This is a genomic window from Catenulispora subtropica, assembly GCF_039531675.1.
In the GTDB taxonomy this organism is placed as follows: domain Bacteria; phylum Actinomycetota; class Actinomycetes; order Streptomycetales; family Catenulisporaceae; genus Catenulispora; species Catenulispora subtropica.
Window position 1 is genome coordinate 20,444 of record NZ_BAAAQM010000045.1, and the last position, 18,134, is coordinate 38,577.

Genomic DNA, 18,134 nt, shown 5'->3' on the forward strand with positions numbered 1-18,134 from the left:
TCGTGATCGGGTCGGGCACTCGGACGCTTGCCGTGGGGAGCGCGGACGTCGCATGATGGGGTCGGGTCGGCCGGCGGCGCCGGATGGCCCGAGGGGACCGGCGCTCCGATGAGTACGAGCGGACCGCTACCCGGCAGCCCACACCAAGGATGTGCCGATGTCCTCCGCTTCCCAGCAATCCGACGTGCTCGCTCCCAGGCTCGACTTCGGAGGCACGACCCCCTACGACGACTACATCCGGGCGTCCGTCCTGTCCGGACTCCAGCAGACCCGCACCGAGGACCCGGGCGAGATGGCGTTCCTCGTCACCAGCCAGGTCATGGAGTTGTGGTTCGCGCTCCTGGTCCACGAGTGGCAGACCGCCGCGGCGGCGCTGCGGGACGACGACCTCCCCGCGGCGATGGACGCCCTCGGCCGCAGCCTCGACGAACTGCAGGCGCTGAACGCGTCCTGGCAGCCCCTGGCCCGGCTCACCCCGGCGCAGTTCAACGCATACCGCCCCGCGCTCGGCGACGGCTCGGGCTTCCAGTCCGCGATGTACCGGCGGCTGGAGTTCCTGCTCGGCGAGCGGTCGGTGTCGATGCTCGTGCCGCACACCGGCACGCCGGAGGCGCACGCGGAGTTGCAGAAGGCGCTGAATGAGCCGAGCCTCTACGACGAAGTGCTGCACCTGCTGCACCGCCGCGGTCATCCCGTTCCGCAGGCGGTCCTGGACCGCGACGTGACCCGGCGGCACGAGGCCGACCCGGAGGTCGAACAGATCTGGGCCGCCGTCTACGCCGACCCGGAGCGCGAGCCGGACCTGGTCGGCCTCGGCGAGGCGCTCACCGACATCGCCGAAGCCATGTGGCGATGGCGCGGCGACCATCTCATGGCGACCCGCCGGGCCATGGGCTCCAAGGTCGGCACCGGCGGATCGTCCGGGGTGGCGTGGTTGTCCAAGCGCGCCGACGTTCTTGTGTTCCCCGAGCTGTGGACGGCGCGCAGCCGGGTGTGACGGCGGCGGGACGCGGCCTCCTCCGCCCCGGAGATTCGTCGGGGCGGCAAGTCGCCGTACACATTCCGTTCACCCCTTCTTCCGCGCGCGCCGCCCTGCGGGTTCTAAGGTCGGGCGGATCTGATGGCGATCTTCGAGCGGCAGGCGGTTCGGCGTGACGGTTTCAGCGGGTACGGCGGACGTGGTGGTCGTCGGGGCGGGCATCGTCGGGTTGGCGCACGCCCTCGTCGCCGTGGACCGCGGCCTGAGCGTGGCCGTTGTGGAGCGGGACGAGCGCGCGGTGGGCGCCTCCGTGCGCAACTTCGGCCACGCCTGTGCCACGGCGCAATCCGGGCGGGCCCTGGCTTACGGCCGGGCCGCGCGCGCCACCTGGATCCGGCTGGCCGCTGAAGCAGGGTTCTGGGTCGGGCGCACCGGGACGGTGATGGTGGCCCGGAACGCCGAGGAGGCCGCGGTGCTGGCGGAGTTCGCCGAGCTGCGGGCCGGGGAAGTGCGGCTGCTCAACGCCGTCGAGGTCGCCGAGCGCGTTCCGGTCGGGCCCGGCGTCCTGGGCGGTGCGTGGCTGATGGACGACCTGCGGGTGGATCCGCGGGCGTGTGTGCCGGCGATCGCCGCCCACCTGGCGTCCCGCGGCGTGGTGTTCCACTGGGGCACCACGGTCCACGGCATCGAGCCGGGATCGGTCGGCACCAGCCGGGGCGTCCTGCGCGCCGCGACCGTGATCGTGGCCGTCGGCCACGACGTGGACCGTCACTTCCCCGACCTCGCGACGGCGCACGAGATCCGGCGCTGCGCTCTGCGCATGCTGCGGGTCGACAACCCGACCGGCGCGACGATCGGGCCCGCCGTGCAGACCGGCTATTCGATGCTGCGCTACGGCGGGTTCGCGGAGTGCCCGTCGCTACCGAAGCTGCGTGAGCGGCTGACCGCCGAGCACCCGGAGCTGATCGACGCCGGACTGAACTTGATGTTCACCCAGCGGCCGGACGGCACGCTGACCATCGGGGACACCCACGCCTACGCCACGACGCCGGAGCCGTTCGACGACGAGGCACTGGACGCCGCGGTTCTGGAACAGACGGCCGGACTGCTGGGCGTCCCGAACCTTCGGGTGCGTGAGCGCTGGCGTGGCGTGTACGCGTCGGCGCCGGAGCCGTTCCTGATCGCGGCACCGGCCGACGGGGTGCGCGTCGTGTCGGTCACCGCGGGAGTGGGGATGACGACCGCCTTCGGGCTGGCTCCCGAGGTGATGGACGGCCTGGGGATCTGATCCGCGAACCGCGTTGTCAGTTGGCGGTTCCTCCAGAGCATCGACTGAGAGGCGAGGGCCGACGGTCGCCATTCAGTGACGCAGAGTTCTGTCACAGGGGCTTGACTCTCTACGCGGACGCTCGCATAGTCCCAGGGAGGGCGACGGTCACGGCCGGTGGTGGGACGGCTTCCGTCGGTATCAGAGGTCGGCGACCTCGCCCGATGCGCGCTCCCGTACGTCCGTCTGCCGTCTGGAGGCGACATGGACCCACGCACATCCGCCCCGTCCACGAGGATCTTCCGGAGAACCGGTGCCAGGATCGCCGCGCTCGGCGCGGCGCTCGTCATGGCGCTGGCCTTCACCGCGCCCGCGCGAGCCGGGTCCGGCCCGGCCCCCGGGGCCGCCGCGGCCGCTCCCGCGGCCCGGTCGGCGACGCCGCCGATCCTGCCGTTCGGTTGCGCGGCGCCGGGTTCGGGGAAGATCCGCTGCTTCGGCAAGGGGCGGCTGGCGCCCGCCGCCACCGGTGACCCGAACAGCTCCGGGCTCCGTCCCGCGGACCTGATCGCCGCCTACAAGCTGAGCGGGACCGACGGCGCCGGGCGGACCGTGGCGATCGTCGACGCGTTCGACGATCCCAAGGCCGAAGCGGACCTCGGGGCCTACCGCAGCGCCTACGGCCTGCCGGCCTGCACCACGGCCAACGGCTGCTTCAAGAAGGTGAACCAGAGCGGGCAGGCCTCACCGCTGCCGTCGGCCGACTACGGCTGGGCTGAAGAGGAGAGCCTTGACCTCGACATGGTCTCGGCGATCTGCCCGACCTGCCACATCCTGCTCGTCGAGGCGAGCAGCGCGGACACCACGTCGCTGTCGGCCGCCGAGGACGCCGCCGCGGCCACGTCCGGGGTCGTGGCCGTCTCCAACAGCTGGGGTGGTTCGGAGGACAGCACCACGACGGCCGCGGACCCGCACTTCAACCACGCCGGCGTGGCCATCACGGCCAGCTCCGGCGACAGCGGCTTCGGCGTCAGCTGGCCGGCCTCGTCGCAGTACGTCACCGCGGTCGGCGGCACCAGCCTGAAGACCGCGTCGAACGCGCGCGGGTGGACCGAGACCGCCTGGTCGGGCGCGGGCAGCGGCTGCTCCTCGAACGAGACGAAGCCGTCGTGGCAGCACGACAGCGGCTGTGCGAACCGGACCGTCGCGGACGTGTCCGCGGTCGCCGACCCGAACACCGGCGTCGCGGTCTACGACACCGCGAACAGCTGCGGCGGCGGGTCCTTCTGCGACCTGCTGCTGGCCTTCGGGCTGGCTCAGGGCGCCGACGGCTGGGTGCAGGTCGGCGGGACCAGCGCTTCCTCGCCGATCATCGCCTCGGTGTACGCGCTGGCCGGCAACACCGGCTCGATCACCTCCGGCTCCTACCCGTACGCCCACACCGGGTCGCTGTTCGACGTGACCAGCGGGTCCAACGGCACCTGCTCGCCGACGTACCTGTGCACCGCGGGCGCCGGCTACGACGGTCCCACGGGTCTCGGGACGCCGAACGGCACCGGGGGTTTCTGAGAGCCCGCGTCAGGGTTTCGCCCCGGTTGCGGGTCGGCTTGTGAGAGCCTGAAGGGGTGGGGAGGGAGAGGCAGGACTCGACTCAAGGGTCGGTGGACCGCCGTCGGCCGATCCCTCACCATCCCTCCGTCTTCGATCAGACGGCTCTCGACGAGATCAGCCTGTACGGCGAACTCTTACAAGCTGTGGCGGCCAGTCCCGCGGACGCGGACCGCCTCAGCTTGTCGGAGATCGATCGAGCCCTCGGCCTGGAACGCTGAGGGCTGATCACCAGCGGTCGGCCACCTGGGGTGCGATCAGGTCGTCGTAGACCGCCTCGACGGCCGCCATGCTCTCGGCGGGGAGCGGGGCCAGGCCGGCGGCCGCGGCATTGGCCCGGGCCTGATCGGGATTGCGCGCACCGGGGATCACGACGGACACCCCGGGCTGGTCGATGATCCAGCGCAGCGCGAACTGCGCCATGGTCGCCTCCGGCGGGACCAGCGGGGCCAGGCGCCGCACGGCTTCGAGACCGGTGGTGAAATCCACGCCGGAGAAGGTCTCGCCGACGTCGAACGCCTCGCCGTGCCGGTTGTAGGTGCGGTGGTCCTCGGGGGCGAACGTGGTGTTCTCGTCATAGCGGCCCGACAGCAGTCCGCTGGCGAGCGGGACGCGGGTGATGATGCCGACGCCGGCTTCGCGCGCGGCGGGCAGCACGTCGGCCAGCGGCGCGAGGCGCAGCATGTTCAGGATGATCTGCACGGTGGCCACGCCCGGGCGCCGGATGGCGGCGAGCGCTTCGGCGCGGGTTTCCACACTGACCCCGTACGCCGCGACGCGTCCCTCGGCGACGAGGGTGTCGAGCGCGTCGTAGACCTCGTCGGTGGAGTAGACGACCGTGGGCGGGCAGTGCAGCTGGACCAGGTCCAGGGTGTCGACGCCGAGGTTCGTCCGGGACCGGTCGGTCCAGGCGCGGAAGTTGTCCAGCGTGTAGTTCTCGGGGACCTGCGGCATACGCCGGCCCATCTTGGTGGCGACGGTGATCCCCTCGCCGCCGTGGGACTTCAGGAAGCGGCCGATGAGCTGTTCGCTGCGGCCGTCGCCGTAGACGTCGGCGGTGTCGATGAAGGTGACACCGGCGTCGGTGGCCGCGGACAGCACGTCCAGGGCCTGGTTCTCGTCGACCCGACCCCAGTCGGCGCCGAGCTGCCAGGCCCCGAGGCCGACGACACCGATCCGGCGGCCGGTCCGGCCGAGCGTGCGCTGTTCCACGGGAAGTCCCTTGGTCGAAGATCCGGCGATTCGGCACGAGTCTACGGAGGTGACAGTCGAACCATCTCCCTGTGGCCGTCGTTTCGGCCTGGTGGCGTCCGGATGGGCGTCACCTCATGGAGGTGAACAAGGTGAGGCAACCGAGGAGACGGGTGACGTCCGGGGTCGTGGCCGGGCTGTTGGCGGTCAGCGGGGTGATGCTGGGACCGTCGGCGTCCGCGCACGGGCACGCGACCGCGTTTGTGCAGACCAACCTGGTGTCCGACATTCCGGGGATGGCACAGCTGACGGATCCTGCGCTGGTGAACCCGTGGGGGCTGGCGCATGGGCCGGCGACGCCGGTGTGGGCTCGGACAACGGTGCCGACGCGACGACCCTCTACGCCACGCCCGCGGGCGGGGGAGTGGCGAAGGTGTCGCCGGGCGGTCACGCGACGATCGCCATCCCTGGAGGGGCGCCGACCGGTCAGGTGTTCCACGACCCGGCTGACACGGGCGACTTCGTCGTGACCGAGAACGGCAAGTCGGGCCCCGCGTTCTTCATCTTCGACAGCGAGAACGGCGGCATCTCGGCCTGGAACCCGCAGGTCGACACCGGCAGCGCGATCACCGTCGCGCAAGCGGACGGCGCGGTCTACAAGGGCCTCGCGCTGTGGACGACGCCGCTCGGGTCGTTCCTGCTCGCGGCCGACTTCCACAATGCGCGCGTGGATGTGTTCGACTCCCGGTTCCGCCGCCTCGCGGTGCCGCCGACGATCTTCCACGACCCGACGCTGCCCGCCGGCTACGCGCCGTTCAACGTCGCGGTGGTCGGTGACGCGGTCTACGTCTCCTATGCGAAGCAGGACGCGGATAAGCACGACGAGGTGGACGGCGCCGGGCTGGGCTTCGTCGACGTCTACACCGACTTCGGCCAGCAGCGGCACCGCTTCGCCAGCCGGGGCCCGCTCAACGCGCCCTGGGCGATCACCGTCGCCCCCGCGTCCTTCGGCCAGTTCGCCGGCGACATCCTGGTCGGCGACTTCGGTGACGGTCGCATCAACGCCTACGACCACCGCGGCCACTTCGAGGGCCCGCTCCGCGGCGCCGACGGCAAGCCCTTGGCGATCGACGGCCTGTGGGGCCTGCTCCCCGGGACCGCGGCCAACGGCGGCACCGACAATCTCTGGTTCGCCGCGGGCCTCAACCATGAGGCCGACGGGCTGCTGGGGCTGATCGGGCCTGCGAAGAGCTGAGATCACGCGACGAGACGCGGCCCGGGATGTCATCCGGGCCGCGTGGTTCGTGTGTTCTCAGCTCAGCCGGTGACCGTGGCCCAGACGGTGATCTGCTCCAGGGTCGAGGACTGGCCGCCGGGGCCGACCGGGCCGGAGGGGACGTCCGGGTCGAGGAAGACGGCGTTGTCGGGGCCGACGAGGGTGCCGGTGCCGAGGGTGTGCGGCAGGAAGAGGGTCGCGCGGACGGGAGTGCCCGCCGCGGCGGTGGTGGTCGTGCCGTCGACGAGAACGGTGTCGGCGTCGAGGTGGACGGTGCTCGGCTGGTAGGCGAGGCGGGTGCCCGGGCTGCCGAGACGGCCGGTCATGGTGGCGTCGACGTCGTCGGGTGCGGTGGTGCCGGCGGCGCTGACGTACCCGTAGGTGTGGACCTGGGTGCCGGTGACGTCTATGCAGGACTGGAGGTAGTGCGTGCCGCTCAGCTTCCAGTTGCTGCACTTGGTGACGGTCTGGTCGGCGTGAGCGGGGGCGGCAGCGACCGCCGCGCCCAGGAGGGCGGCTCCGACGACGGCCAGCTTCCGGGTGGTGCGCATAGCGATTCCCTTTCGGTGCGAGCGGGCGGGTGGGTGCCCCGCCGATCGCTAGTACTATGTCACACCTCATATGTCAGAAGCCTGAGGACGGGGTGAAGTGACTCAGAACTCTGCATTACCGGTCGGCGCTCCGCCCGCGTCAACGCAGCTCGGCTCGTGCTGCGAGCTGCGGAACGGACCTGATGATCGGCGACGCCGACTACCGCGTCTCCGACTCCGCTTCGACCGAGCACGTGTCGCAGGCCATCGCGGACATCACGGTCGACGCCGACGGCTCCGGGTCCATCGTCTTCACCAAGATCATCGACATCGACGGCGGACAGGCCATCTCCGGGTCCGTCACCTGGAAGTGCGTGGAGCCGAAGTGACCGGACGCCGGCGACTGTCCCCACCCCCGTCCGGCCCCTTTCCACAGGGCGGAAGTGCTCCGGTCGGCGCAGGATGGAGGGGAGGCCGATCTTGCCGGAACCATGCTGGAGTCGCAGGTGAGCAGCGAGGAGGGTTCGTCGGTTTGGGGTGGGCCCCGGCTGGCCGTTTCCAAGCTGAACTGGGAGGCGCGGCACGCGGAGGCGATCGAGCTCGCGGACCGGTTGCTGGTCGGCTTGGAGGACCCGCAGGAAGTTCTGGGGGTGTTGCTGGCCAAACTGTCGGCCCTGCTGAACACGGACCGGCTGCGGGAGTGCCCCGAAGTCATCGACGAGGCGTGGCGGGTGGCGCAGGGCGGTGGGGTGGCCCCGGCCGACTTGGGGGAATTTCATGCTTTGGCGGCCTTCTTCGCCCATCGGGAGGGGTCGCTGGAGCGGTGTGTCACCAACCTCGTGCGCGGGGCCCGGGCGCTGGAGGCCACGGTCACCGACGTCCGGGCGCTGCGGCCCTGGATCGCGATGGCGGTGACCTATTCGTACGTCGGCTTCCACCGGCACGCCGTGGTCGCGCAGGGCCACGCCGAGCAGATCAGCCTGCAGGGAACGGCGATGGACCGGCGGCTGGCGACGCATCCCGAGATCCAGGTCCGGCACGCCGTGTGGCTGGACCAGCGGGGGGAGACCGAGGCGGCGAAGGCCATGCTCCGGGAGCTGTTGGTGAAGCTGCACTCCTCCGACCTGATCGAGATGGAGCGGGCCTATCTCGGGTACGCGGCCGCCCGGTACGCCGCACTCGGCGGGCACGGCGACTTCGACGCGCGCGAGCTGCTGAACGGCGGGACCGAGCCGTTCCTGGAGAGTGAGGAGCTGCGCCGTCTCGGCCACGCCGCCCTCGCGATCGCGGAGTACCGGCCCGCCGTCGCGTTGGATCTGCTGAAGGGGGCGAGCGCGGCGGACACCCGGCTGGGCAGCGCGGAGGTGCCGCGGCTCAGAGCCCTGGCCTATGTCGTCCAAGGCGACTACGCCGCGGCCTACGCCGCCGCGCGCGAAGTCACCGTGTGCTTCGCGAAGGCCGCCGATCCGGTGTACGACCTGTTCGTCGACGGCATCACGGTCCGCCTCGACTTCGACGAACTGCGCCGCACCCTCACCCGCTACACCGACGAGGCCCACACCGACGCCCTGACCGGCCTGCCGAACCGGCGCCACCTCGAGCGCTACGTCGACGAACTCGGCCGGAGCGACGGCACCGCCATGCTCGGCGTCTGCGACCTCGACCACTTCAAGGAGGTCAACACCGTCCACGGCCACCTGGTCGGCGACCAGGTGCTCGGGCAGGTGGCCGCGATCCTGTCCCGCACCATGCGCTCGAACGACTTCCTGGCCCGGTACGGCGGCGACGAGTTCGTCATCGTGCTGCCCGGTGCGGGGCCCGCAGAGGCCCGCGAGATCGGCGACCGGCTCCGCGCCGCCGTCGAGGCGCACGACTGGAACGATCTGGCCCCGGGCACGCCGGTGAGCATGACGGTGGGCTTCGCGCCCCTCAACGAGCCCAGCGGGCTGGCCGAGGCGTTCCGGACCGCCGACTTGCTGATGCTGCGGGCGAAGCGGCAGAGCGGCGAGAAACGGTGAGGGGACACGCAAAAAGGTGCGGCGCCCCGTAGCCCGGGGCGCCGCATTGTTGCTGGCCGAACGATGGTGCCGGTGGTTACGGCATCCGCAGCTTCCAGATGCCGCGGCCGTGGGTGGCCGCGTACAGGTACCCGTCCGGGCCCTGCTTCAGCTGCAGCGTGGCGTTGGTGGGCAGGTGCTCGCCCAGCACGCTCCAGGTGCGGTCGTGGGCGCCGCGGTAGAACACGCCCAGGTCGGTGGACACCGCCAGGCCGCCGTGGTCGGTGATGACCAGGGAGTCCGCGGGGATGTCCGGCAGGTTGGCGGACAGGTCCTTCCAGGTGGTGCCGCCGTCGCGGGACTCGTAGACGTGGCCGACGCCCGCGCCGGGGCCCTCGGTCCAGGCCCGGGAGAAGCCGGAGACGGTGACGTACACGTGGTTGCTGTCGTTCGGGTCGACGGCCAGCGAGGACAGGTAGCGGTTGGGCAGCACGCTGCCGTCGGCGGGCAGGTTCAGCTGGTGCCAGCCGGTGCCGTCGGCGTTGCCGACGGCGATGCCGCGGGTGAAGCCGACGGTGTTGCAGCCGGCGCCGCACCAGGCGGCGTAGATCTTGCCGCCGGACTCGGCCACGGCGGAGGCGTAGTTGCCCGCGCCGAAGTCGTAGATGTCAGTCCACTCGCTGCTGTCGCGGATCGCGTAGCCGTGGGACTGCACCGCCACGTGCTGGCCGCCGGCCACCCAGTGGTTCGGGTCCTTGATGTCGGCGGTGAACGGGGCGATGAAGCGGGCGGTGCCGTTGAGGCCGTCGTTCGGGGCCACGCTGTACTCGGTGGAGGTGGAGTAGTCCGTGGAGACGTTCTGGCCGCAGTCGTTGGTGACCCAGATGTTCAGGTTGGTGTACTCCTCGGCGATGTTGCAGCCGTTGGCGGCGTCGACCAGGGTCTGGCCGCCGTCGCCGCCGAAGTTGGAGCCCATCACGGTGTCGCCGTTGCGCAGGATCGACTGGCCGTTGTCCTGCAGACCGCCGGAGACCGCCACGCCCTTGCCGGAGGGGTCGGCGCCGACGCCCACGGAGTAGTACTGCAGGGTGCGGATGCTGCCGTCGTTCAGGGACTGCCAGTCGGCGGCGTGGCCGTTGGCGTCGAGCTTGCCGTCGACCGGGCGCTTGTAGGCGCCGCCGTCGTTGCCGACCACCACGAAGCTCTTGCCGCCGACGCTGCCGATGGCCACGGCGTGCTGGTCGGAGTGGGTGGTGGGGGAGCAGTCACCGGTCTGCTTGGCCGGGTCGATGTTCCAGCACGCGTAGGTGAAGTTCCAGTACGGGCCGACCGTGTTCCAGGTCGCGCCGGCGTCGTGGGACTCGTAGACCTCTTCCAGACCCAGGTACACGTGCTTGGGGTCGGCCGGGTCGACCTGCAGGAACTGGTTGTACCAGGACTGCACGCCGGGGTTGTAGGTGGCGCCGGTCTCCGCCGAGCCGGAGGCTTCCAGGCTGGCCGAGTCGGCGATCTTCTTCCACGGGCCGAACGGTCCGGTGGTGGAGGAGTAGACGCCACCCAGGCTCGACTTCGGGTTGGCGATCTGGGTCGGGTCCTCGTCGATCACGTAGAAGATCGAGTTGTCGGCGGAGTGCGCGAAGGTCACCGCGCCGATGTTCGCCGGGGTGTTCGGCAGGTCGCCCAGACTGTCGGTGATCTTCGTCCAGGCGCCGCCGACCTTGGTGTAGAAGCCGTTGTAGGCATCGCCGCTGCGCCACCCGATCGCCGCGATCAGCTTCGACGGGTCCTTCGGATCGGCGGTGACGTCGTTGACGATGTTCTTGTACGGCGCGTGCGGGTCAGCGGCCTGCGAACCACCGGGCAGGAAGTCCGGGTTCGGCGCGAACTCCAGCTTCCACGGCCCCCACAGGTTCGTCGCCGAGTGCGAGTACAGCCCGCGGGTGGTGGCGGCGTAGACCGTGTCGCCGATGAAACGGATCTTGCGGATGCTGGTCGACTCCAGCTCCTTGCCGCCGACCCGGTTGAACACCGAGAACTGGCCGTGCGCCGGGTCGGAGAGCACGAACACGCCGGCACCGGTGAAGGTGTCCGAGGCCGTGTTCGCCTCGCCGGTGGCGTACCAGAGCCGCCCGGAGCCGTCGAGCTCCAGGTCGCCGGTGGATTGCGCCGGCAGCCCGTCGGAGATCGGCGTCCAGTTGCCGCCGCCGGTGGAGGAGCGCCACACGCCGCCGTTGGCCGCGCCGGCGTAGACGTGCCCGGAGTTGTCCGCGGCCAGGCCGGTGATGCGGCCGGTGACGTTCCCGGCCCCGCCGGAGGAGTTCGAGTCGTAGTCGCGGTACCGCGGGTCGTCGGCGTTGTAGGGCTTGGTGGTCACCTCCTTCCACGTCGGCCCGTAGTGCGGCATGAACTGGGTCTGCAACCAGGCCGCGCCGTAGGCCCCGGGCGCGACCACACCCGGCGCGCTGCGCTCGGCGAAGTACTCCTGGTCGGCGGCAGAGGGGTCGTCCAGACCGCCGTCGGGGTCACCGGGCGGCCCACCGACGGCGTCGGCCCGGATGCCAACCCCAGTAGACGACTTCGCAGTGGTCGACTTCGCGATGGCGTGGGGATGCGGATGGGGTTGCGTGGTTCTGAGACTTTCGGCGGAAGCCTGAGGTCCGGCCATGGCCATGGTCAGGGCCGCACACGCTGCTCCGATCGGAAGCAGTCGGAAGCGGGTGGCAGTTCGCATGCCGTGGAATCCAACCTGTCGAGGGGTTCGTGAGGTGGTGCCTAGCGAAGCGTGCCATGTGCCATAGCCCCTTGGTCATCCCTTGGAAGGTCAAGGTTCGATAAATCAGGTACCTGATGGTTACGCGGGACCTGGCCGGGTTGTCAGGGGGATGGATCGTGCCTCACGAAGGCCTCGAAGACGGTGATCCGGCGGCGCGGGCGGTGGCCGAGGCGACTCTTCGGGCTCTCCATCACCAGCATCCGACGCCGCTGCCGCATCAGGGCAGACATGCTTGCCGACGCGCCGAAGACCGCCGCCGACTCCAGCAATGTGACGCTTGAGCGCCGCCGACTCCAGCAATGTGACGCTTGAGCGCTGCCGGATCCGGGCATGCGCGGGTCGCGTGGGCGTGGCAGGAGTCGACGACGCATCGCTGCGGGTCGTCGGTTCGAATGTGGTGGGGTCCGGTGCTGGGGAAGGCCGTCGCTCATGTGGAGGACTCCACGATTGAGCGGGAAGCGGCCAGCGCCCCTTCGGATCGAGGGCGCCGACGGCACGGGCGGTCAGCGTTCAGCGCGGTCCACGCGGGACGTTCGTCTGTCTCGGCCCGGGAACGTCATGTGGCCCAGATTTCGGAACACGGCCACCAGGCGCGGGCGCACCAGTACGAGCTGACATAGGCGGCCCGAGACGGCGCTCGCGGCGTACTTCGCGGCCCTGCAGAAGGGCGCGGCGCGGGAGTTCGGCAGCGGCCGAGCCGCGGGCCAGGTCTTCCAAAAGATGATCTCAATGCGCGCACAGCGCTTGGCCGCGATGGTCGACGTCGCCGCCGAAGACCTGTTCCGCCTGAGGGCGGAAGACGTCCCGGGGTGACGCTCTACCATCGCGGCCAAGCGCTGCGTGCGGCCCGCGTTCAGTCGCGGAAGGCGCGGAGGGCGCGGAAGTCGCGGCGTCGGGCGGCGGCCTGACCCCGCCGCCGCGGCGGGGTCAGACGGCCAGGAGTTTCTTCTTGGCCTGCTCGTACTCACTTTCGGAGATCGCGCCGGTGGACTTCAGGTCGGCCAGCTTGGCCAGCTCCTCGGCCGGGCTGGCGGCGCCGCCCCCGGCACCTGCGGTCTGCCGGATGTAGTCGTCGAACTCCTGCTTGTTCCGCTGGGCGTGGGCCGCGCTGCGCTCGGCCATGCCCTTGCCGCGGGCGACGAGATAGATGAAGACGCCGATGAACGGCAGCAGGCATACCAGGATCGTCCAGCCGACCTTGGCCCATCCGCTGAGGTCATGGTCGCTGAACAGGTCCGCGATGATACGGAACAACAGCATGAACCACATGATCCAGAGGAAGAACCAGAAGATCATCCAGAACGCGTTGAGCAGGGGGTGGGACATGGTGACCGCTCCTCTCTTTGGGGCCGACGCTAAGCGCGGTGTGCGTGGTGCACCCGGTGGGAGCGGCATTCGGGGGACGGCCGGCGCGGATGTACGGGGCTAGCCTCGTACTGAAGACGGCGGATAGCACGGTGTAATACCGCCCCGTTCCGGATAACCATGAGACACGTGAAGAGATCCACGTGTTCGGCGGTGGCGGCGGTGATGGCCGGCTCTGGCCTGTTCGGAGCGGCTGCGGCCCAGGCTGCGGACGTCCGGATGGACGGCGTCTGGCGGACTGACGGCTACGGCACCATCCTGCGTATCGCGGGCAGTACGGTCGAGACCTACGACACGACGGCGGTCAGCTGTATCCGTGACACCTTGAGCGACGACGACGGCGAGGTCTCGACGTTCACGCCGGGTCCGGGTCCGTCGCGGGCGCGTTGGCACATCGATGCGAATCTCGGCGACCGGACCCTGATCCGTCTGCCGGCGTTGCCCGCGGCCTGCGAGCACGCCACCCCGGCGACGCCCGTCGAGACGTTCGACGTGTTCTGGCGGACGTTCGCCGAGAACTACCCGTTCTTCGCCCAGCGCGGCATCGACTGGCAGCAGGTCTACGACACCTACCGGCCGCAGGTCACCGCGACCACCACCAACGCGCAGCTCCGCGACATCCTCGCCGCCATGATCCGTCCGCTTCACGACGCGCACGTCGGTCTACGGGGCGACGGCGTCAGCATCTACGAGCAACGCCCGGGAACCCCGAGCCCGTCCCCGGACTTCGACGCCCAGGCCCTGGCCCTGATCCAGCAGGCGGACCTCCCGAAGACCCCCGCCTCGACGCTGCGCACCTGGTGCCAGGGCCACGTCGCCTACGCCGACCTCCCCGGCCACATCGGCTACCTCCGCATCTCCGAGTTCGCCAGGTACACCGACGCGGACACCTATGCCGCCAACGCCGCCGCCTTCACCACCGCCCTCGACGCCGTCTTCACCGCCGACCGCACGGCCGGCCCCCACCGCCTCCAGGGCCTGATCCTCGACCTCCGCGTCAACGGCGGCGGCGACGACCCCCTCGGCCTGATCTTGGCCTCCCGCCTCACAGACCGTCCCTTCTTCGCCTACGCCAAGCAAACGCGCGACGACCCCACCCACCCGAACCGCTTCACCCCACCGCAGCCCTTCCTGGCCCACCCCTCCACCACGCCCCACTACACAGGCCCCCTGGCCATCCTCACCAGCGGCGCCACCTTCAGCGCCGCCGAGACGACAACCCAGGCTCTGCTCAACCGCACGCCCCGCCCGACCCTCATCGGCGAGAACAGCCAGGGCGTCTTCTCCGACATCCTCACCCGCCGACTTCCCAACGGCTGGGTGTTCGGCCTGCCCAACGAGGAATACCTCACCCCGTCCGGCAGCACCTACGACATCGCCGGCATCCCACCGGACATCCGTGTCCCGACCCTCACGCCGGAGCAGTTCACCGAGGGGCGTGATCCGGCGTTCCGGGCGGCGCTGCGAGCGCTCGGGCGATGACGTCCCAGAACGTGGGCACCGCCGACCCGTCTGCGAACAGCTTCGCGTGAAGGCGGCTCTTGGAGTCTGTCGCCTCTGCAGCCACTGGTTTCCCCAGCGAATCCTGAACTATTTGACCCTGGTCGAATCCCAGGCCCATCCGTCGCAGAGCCCTTTGATAATGACAGCTCCTGGTGCTGACGCGGTGGGGAGCGGTCGATGGACGGTGGGTGTGCGGGGTTCTACGTGCTCGGGCCGTTGGAGGTGCGGTTCGGTGGGCGGCGGGTGGCGCTGGGCGGACAGCGGGTGAGCAAGCTGCTCGCGTGCTTGCTGCTGGGGGCCAATGAGGTGGTGTCGACGGAGCGGCTCATCGACACGTTGTGGGAGCGCCCGCCGGTTTCGGCGCGGCAGCAGGTGCACAACGTCGTGGGGCTGCTGCGGGGTGAGCTGGGTGGGGCGGGGGGTGAGATCGCCGTTGTCACGACGGCGCGGGGTTATCGCATCGAGGTGGCGGAGGAGCTGATCGACCTCCATGGGTTCCGGGGGTTGGTGCGGCAGGCTGAGCGGGCGGTCGTGGCGGGGGATCGGGGTGGGGCGATCGGGTTGCTTCAGCGAGCGGTGGGGATGTGGCGGGGGCCGGCGCTGGCGGGGGTGCCCGGACAGCGGTTGGCGGACGCGGCGGCGGCGCTCGACGAGGAGCGGTTCGGGGCCGTGGAGCGGCTCATCGCGTTGCGGTTGGAGGGCGAGGCCGGGGACGCCGGGGCACTGGTGGCGGAACTCAGGGCCCTGGTCGCCGAGCATCCGTTCCGGGAGTCGCTGCGCGCCGGCCTCATGACCGCGCTCCATCACGCCGGACGGCGAGCGGACGCCCTCGGCGTCTTCGAGGAGGGGCGCCGGTTGCTGGACGAGGAGCTGGGCTTGTACCCCGGTGTCGAGCTGCGCAGGGCGCAAGCGCGGATCCTCCGCGAGGCCGCTGAGAACCCGCCGCTGGAGCGCAAAGGCAAGGCGCCGCAAGCGCCGAACTTCCTCCCCTACGCGCCGTTCGACTTCACCGGCCGGGACGAGGAAGTCGCACGGGCCACGGCCGTGGACCTGCCGCGCATCCTCGCGATCGACGGCATGGGAGGCGTCGGCAAGACGGCGCTCGCCGTCCATCTCGCCCACAGACTGGCCGACGCTTTCCCCGACGGCCAGTACTACGTCGACCTCCACGGCTTCAGTCTCACCGACGCCCCGCTGACATCGGCCCAGGCGCTGGAGGCGCTGTTGCGAGACGCCGGAGTTCCTTCGCACCGCATCCCCGCAGCGCTCGAGCGTCGCAGTACCCTGTGGCGCTCGCTGCTCGCCGGCAGGCGCGCCATCCTCCTCCTCGACAACGCCCTGGACGCCGCCCACGTCCTTCCCCTCCTCCCGGCTACGCCGTCGACGCTGGTCCTGACCACGAGCCGGCACAGGATGACCGCGCTGGAGGCCGCGACCCCGCTGTCGCTCGACGTCCTGCCGCACCACGACGCCGTCACGCTCTTCACTCGCGTTCTCGGCGACCGGCGGGCCGAGGCCGAGCCGGATGCGGTCGCCGAAGTCGTCACCCTGTGCGGCCACCTGCCGCTCGCCATCCGTATCGCCGCGGCCCGGCTCCGCGATCGGGCCGGCTGGACGGTCGCGCACCTGGCCGCCCGACTCCGCGACCGCTCGGGACGCGCCCGCTTCCTGTCCACGGCCGACCACGACGTGATGGCCACCATCGCCTTGTCGCACCGCCGTCTCGACCCGGATCTGCACGGATTTCTCAGGAGCCTGAGTCGCTACTCCGGGCCGGAGACCGATGCGTACACCGCCGCCGCCCTCGCCGCGGTCCCACTGGACGTCGCGGAACGCAACCTGGAGTCGTTGTTCGACGCCTGCCTGCTCCAGCAGCCGCAGCCCGGCCGCTTCCGCCTCCACGACCTCGTCCGCGACAGCACTCCGCCTCCGGGATCAGCGTTCTCGCCGGCCCCGGAGGCAGAGACAGACCTCACCCCGCAGACGTCTACGCGACCGGCACCGCCGGCCGACTCGGCGCACTCTCCTGAACCGGCATGCTGTTGGACGTCGGCAGCGGGTAAGGGATCCCGACGTCGAGCGTCCCGGCCAACGCGTTCAGCACAGCCTGTTCCGCCACCGAGGTATCCCCGAGCGTGACCACCGGCAGCGTCGGGAACGCCGGGTTCGCCGGCGCGGTCAGGTTCAACGCGCCGGTGAAGTCCCCGGTGACCCCGCGCCGCCACGCCGACAGGTTCGGCACCGCGACACCGAACCGCGTCTCGATGAACCGCAGCACCGACGTGTGGTCCAGCGTCCCCGAATACTTGAAGCCGCCCGCGCTGAACGGTGAGATCACCAGGGCCGGCGTCCGGAACCCCAGCCCGATCGGTCCGTCGACCCCGCCCGCGGCCGAGGGCAGCGTCGCCAGCCATTCGCCGGGCGTCCCCCGCGGAGCGGTCGGCGGCGGCACGTGGTCGAAGAACCCGCCGTTCTCGTCGTAGACCACGAACACCACCGTCTGCGCCCACACCTCGGGGTTCGACACGAGCGCGGCCAGCACTTCCTGGACGAAGTACTCGCCGTAGTACGGCGGCGCGGCCGGGTGCTCGCACTGCGCGACCGGCGGGATGATCCACGACACCGACGGCAGCTTGCCGGAGGCGATGTCGGACGTGAAGTCGTGCGGGTAGCTCGGGGTCAGCCCCCGCGCGATCAGCTGGATCCCGGTGAGGGAGAACGGGTTGTCGTAGTTCTTGAAGTACGGCAGCGGGCTCAGCGCCGCCAGCCCGATCGGGTCGTTGTAGACCTTCCAGCTCACCCCGGCCGCCAGCAGCCGCTCCGGCATCGTCTCCCATGTCAGCTTCCCGGCCTCGCCGATCCGGTTGCTGAAGGTCTGCACCACCGGGCCGCCGTGCGCGCCCTCGGGGTCGATCGAGGCCGACATCAGCATCAGCCGGTTGGGGTCGGTCGGGCCGAGCACCGAGCAGTGGTACCCGTCGCAGATCGTGAACGCGTCGGCGAGGGCGTGATAGAACGCCAGGTCCTGCCGGGTGAAGTAGCCCATCGTGACCGGGCCGTCGGTGGCGCCGTCGGCGGCCAGGTGCGCGGTGATGAACGAGTCCATCGCGCCGCCGTTCCAGCTCTGGTGTTGCGTGGCCCAGCTGTGCGAGACGTCGTTGGTGCTCTGCCCGTTCTCCAACGGCGGATTGCTCACCAGGTGGAACGGCTGCAGGTACCCGGTCGCGGACGGGCCGACGCCCGGCGCGAAGCCGAACTGGTCGAAGACCGGGTGGGTCTTGCCGCCGACGGTCTGGGTCGGCACCGCCGGGTCGGAGAACCCGCGGACTCCGGACAGCGTGCCGAAATACTGGTCGAAGGAGCGGTTCTCCTGCATCAGGACCACGACGTGCTTCACGTCGCTCAGGCTGGCCGCGCCGGTCGAGGCGTCCAGCGCCGTGTCCAGCAGCCGCTTCTGCGCGTCGCTGGGCTGACCGGACCGGCCGGAGCCGGCGCCGACCCCGGCCACCGCGGCGGCGCCGAGCGCGCCGGCCGATCCGGCGATCAGGTCGCGGCGGCTGACGTCGTGCTTCTTCTGTCGTTCCGGATCGTGCGGCTGCGGGGCGGGCTGGTGGCTCACGGGTTCCTCCGCGGAAGACGGTTCCGATG

At 70.7% G+C, this 18,134-nt stretch carries 12 protein-coding genes and 2 pseudogenes; 9 read left to right on the forward strand and 5 right to left on the reverse strand.

Going from position 1 to position 18,134, the window contains the following annotated elements:
* Window positions 1-157: 157 nt before the first annotated feature.
* The 3 genes from ABD466_RS31295 (at window position 158) to ABD466_RS31305 (ending at window position 3,812) form a co-directional block, all read left to right on the forward strand.
* Window positions 158-997 (forward strand): tryptophan 2,3-dioxygenase, encoded by an 840-nt coding sequence (locus tag ABD466_RS31295; RefSeq protein WP_344660813.1) that lies wholly within the window; start codon window positions 158-160, stop codon window positions 995-997.
* Window positions 998-1,151: 154 nt separating this feature from the next.
* Window positions 1,152-2,267, forward strand: a complete 1,116-nt coding sequence (locus tag ABD466_RS31300) for a TIGR03364 family FAD-dependent oxidoreductase (RefSeq protein WP_344660814.1) — start codon at window positions 1,152-1,154, stop codon at window positions 2,265-2,267.
* Window positions 2,268-2,510: 243 nt separating this feature from the next.
* Entirely contained in the window at window positions 2,511-3,812 is a 1,302-nt protein-coding gene (locus tag ABD466_RS31305) for a S53 family peptidase (RefSeq protein WP_344660815.1), read from the forward strand.
* A gap of 267 nt (window positions 3,813-4,079) precedes the next feature.
* Here the strand turns inward: ABD466_RS31305 and ABD466_RS31310 are convergent, their stop codons facing one another.
* On the reverse strand, window positions 4,080-5,063 hold the full coding sequence (locus ABD466_RS31310) for an aldo/keto reductase (RefSeq protein WP_344660816.1): 984 nt from the start codon (window positions 5,061-5,063) through the stop codon (window positions 4,080-4,082).
* 310 nt (window positions 5,064-5,373) lie between these two features.
* Here ABD466_RS31310 and ABD466_RS31315 point away from each other — a divergent pair, with 310 nt between their 5' ends.
* A complete protein-coding gene (locus ABD466_RS31315; protein ID WP_344660817.1) occupies window positions 5,374-6,297 on the forward strand; it encodes a TIGR03118 family protein in 924 nt (307 codons plus the stop codon).
* 62 nt (window positions 6,298-6,359) lie between these two features.
* Here the strand turns inward: ABD466_RS31315 and ABD466_RS31320 are convergent, their stop codons facing one another.
* Complete coding sequence (locus ABD466_RS31320; protein WP_344660818.1) at window positions 6,360-6,869, reverse strand: hypothetical protein; 510 nt, start codon at window positions 6,867-6,869, stop codon at window positions 6,360-6,362.
* A 182-nt stretch (window positions 6,870-7,051) separates the two neighbouring features.
* Between ABD466_RS31320 and ABD466_RS31325 the strand changes: the two genes are divergently transcribed.
* Both ABD466_RS31325 and ABD466_RS31330 read left to right on the forward strand, forming a co-directional pair.
* Window positions 7,052-7,237, forward strand: coding sequence for a hypothetical protein (locus ABD466_RS31325; RefSeq protein ID WP_344660819.1), 186 nt, complete (start codon window positions 7,052-7,054; stop codon window positions 7,235-7,237).
* Window positions 7,238-7,354: 117 nt separating this feature from the next.
* The gene (locus ABD466_RS31330; RefSeq protein ID WP_344660820.1) at window positions 7,355-8,866 is read left to right on the forward strand and encodes a GGDEF domain-containing protein; all 1,512 of its coding nucleotides are present in this window, start codon (window positions 7,355-7,357) and stop codon (window positions 8,864-8,866) included.
* 76 nt (window positions 8,867-8,942) lie between these two features.
* Here the strand turns inward: ABD466_RS31330 and ABD466_RS31335 are convergent, their stop codons facing one another.
* The gene (locus tag ABD466_RS31335; protein WP_344660866.1) at window positions 8,943-11,516 is read right to left on the reverse strand and encodes a WD40/YVTN/BNR-like repeat-containing protein; all 2,574 of its coding nucleotides are present in this window, start codon (window positions 11,514-11,516) and stop codon (window positions 8,943-8,945) included.
* Window positions 11,517-12,257: 741 nt separating this feature from the next.
* On the opposite strand from ABD466_RS31335, the pseudogene ABD466_RS44535 reads away from it, so the two are divergent.
* Window positions 12,258-12,431, forward strand: a pseudogene (locus ABD466_RS44535) (hypothetical protein); the annotation flags it as partial.
* A gap of 114 nt (window positions 12,432-12,545) precedes the next feature.
* Here ABD466_RS44535 and ABD466_RS31340 read toward each other — a convergent pair.
* Window positions 12,546-12,944, reverse strand: a complete 399-nt coding sequence (locus ABD466_RS31340; RefSeq protein WP_344660821.1) for an SHOCT domain-containing protein — start codon at window positions 12,942-12,944, stop codon at window positions 12,546-12,548.
* Window positions 12,945-13,103: 159 nt separating this feature from the next.
* Here ABD466_RS31340 and ABD466_RS31345 point away from each other — a divergent pair, with 159 nt between their 5' ends.
* Together ABD466_RS31345 and ABD466_RS44615 are read left to right on the forward strand one after the other, a co-directional pair.
* Window positions 13,104-14,465, forward strand: a complete 1,362-nt coding sequence (locus tag ABD466_RS31345; protein ID WP_425558799.1) for a S41 family peptidase — start codon at window positions 13,104-13,106, stop codon at window positions 14,463-14,465.
* Between the two features lie 198 nt (window positions 14,466-14,663).
* Window positions 14,664-15,347, forward strand: a pseudogene (locus ABD466_RS44615) (AfsR/SARP family transcriptional regulator); the annotation flags it as partial.
* A 1,126-nt stretch (window positions 15,348-16,473) separates the two neighbouring features.
* Here ABD466_RS44615 and ABD466_RS31355 read toward each other — a convergent pair.
* Window positions 16,474-18,105, reverse strand: a complete 1,632-nt coding sequence (locus tag ABD466_RS31355; RefSeq protein WP_344660823.1) for a phospholipase C — start codon at window positions 18,103-18,105, stop codon at window positions 16,474-16,476.
* Window positions 18,106-18,134 lie beyond the last annotated feature (29 nt).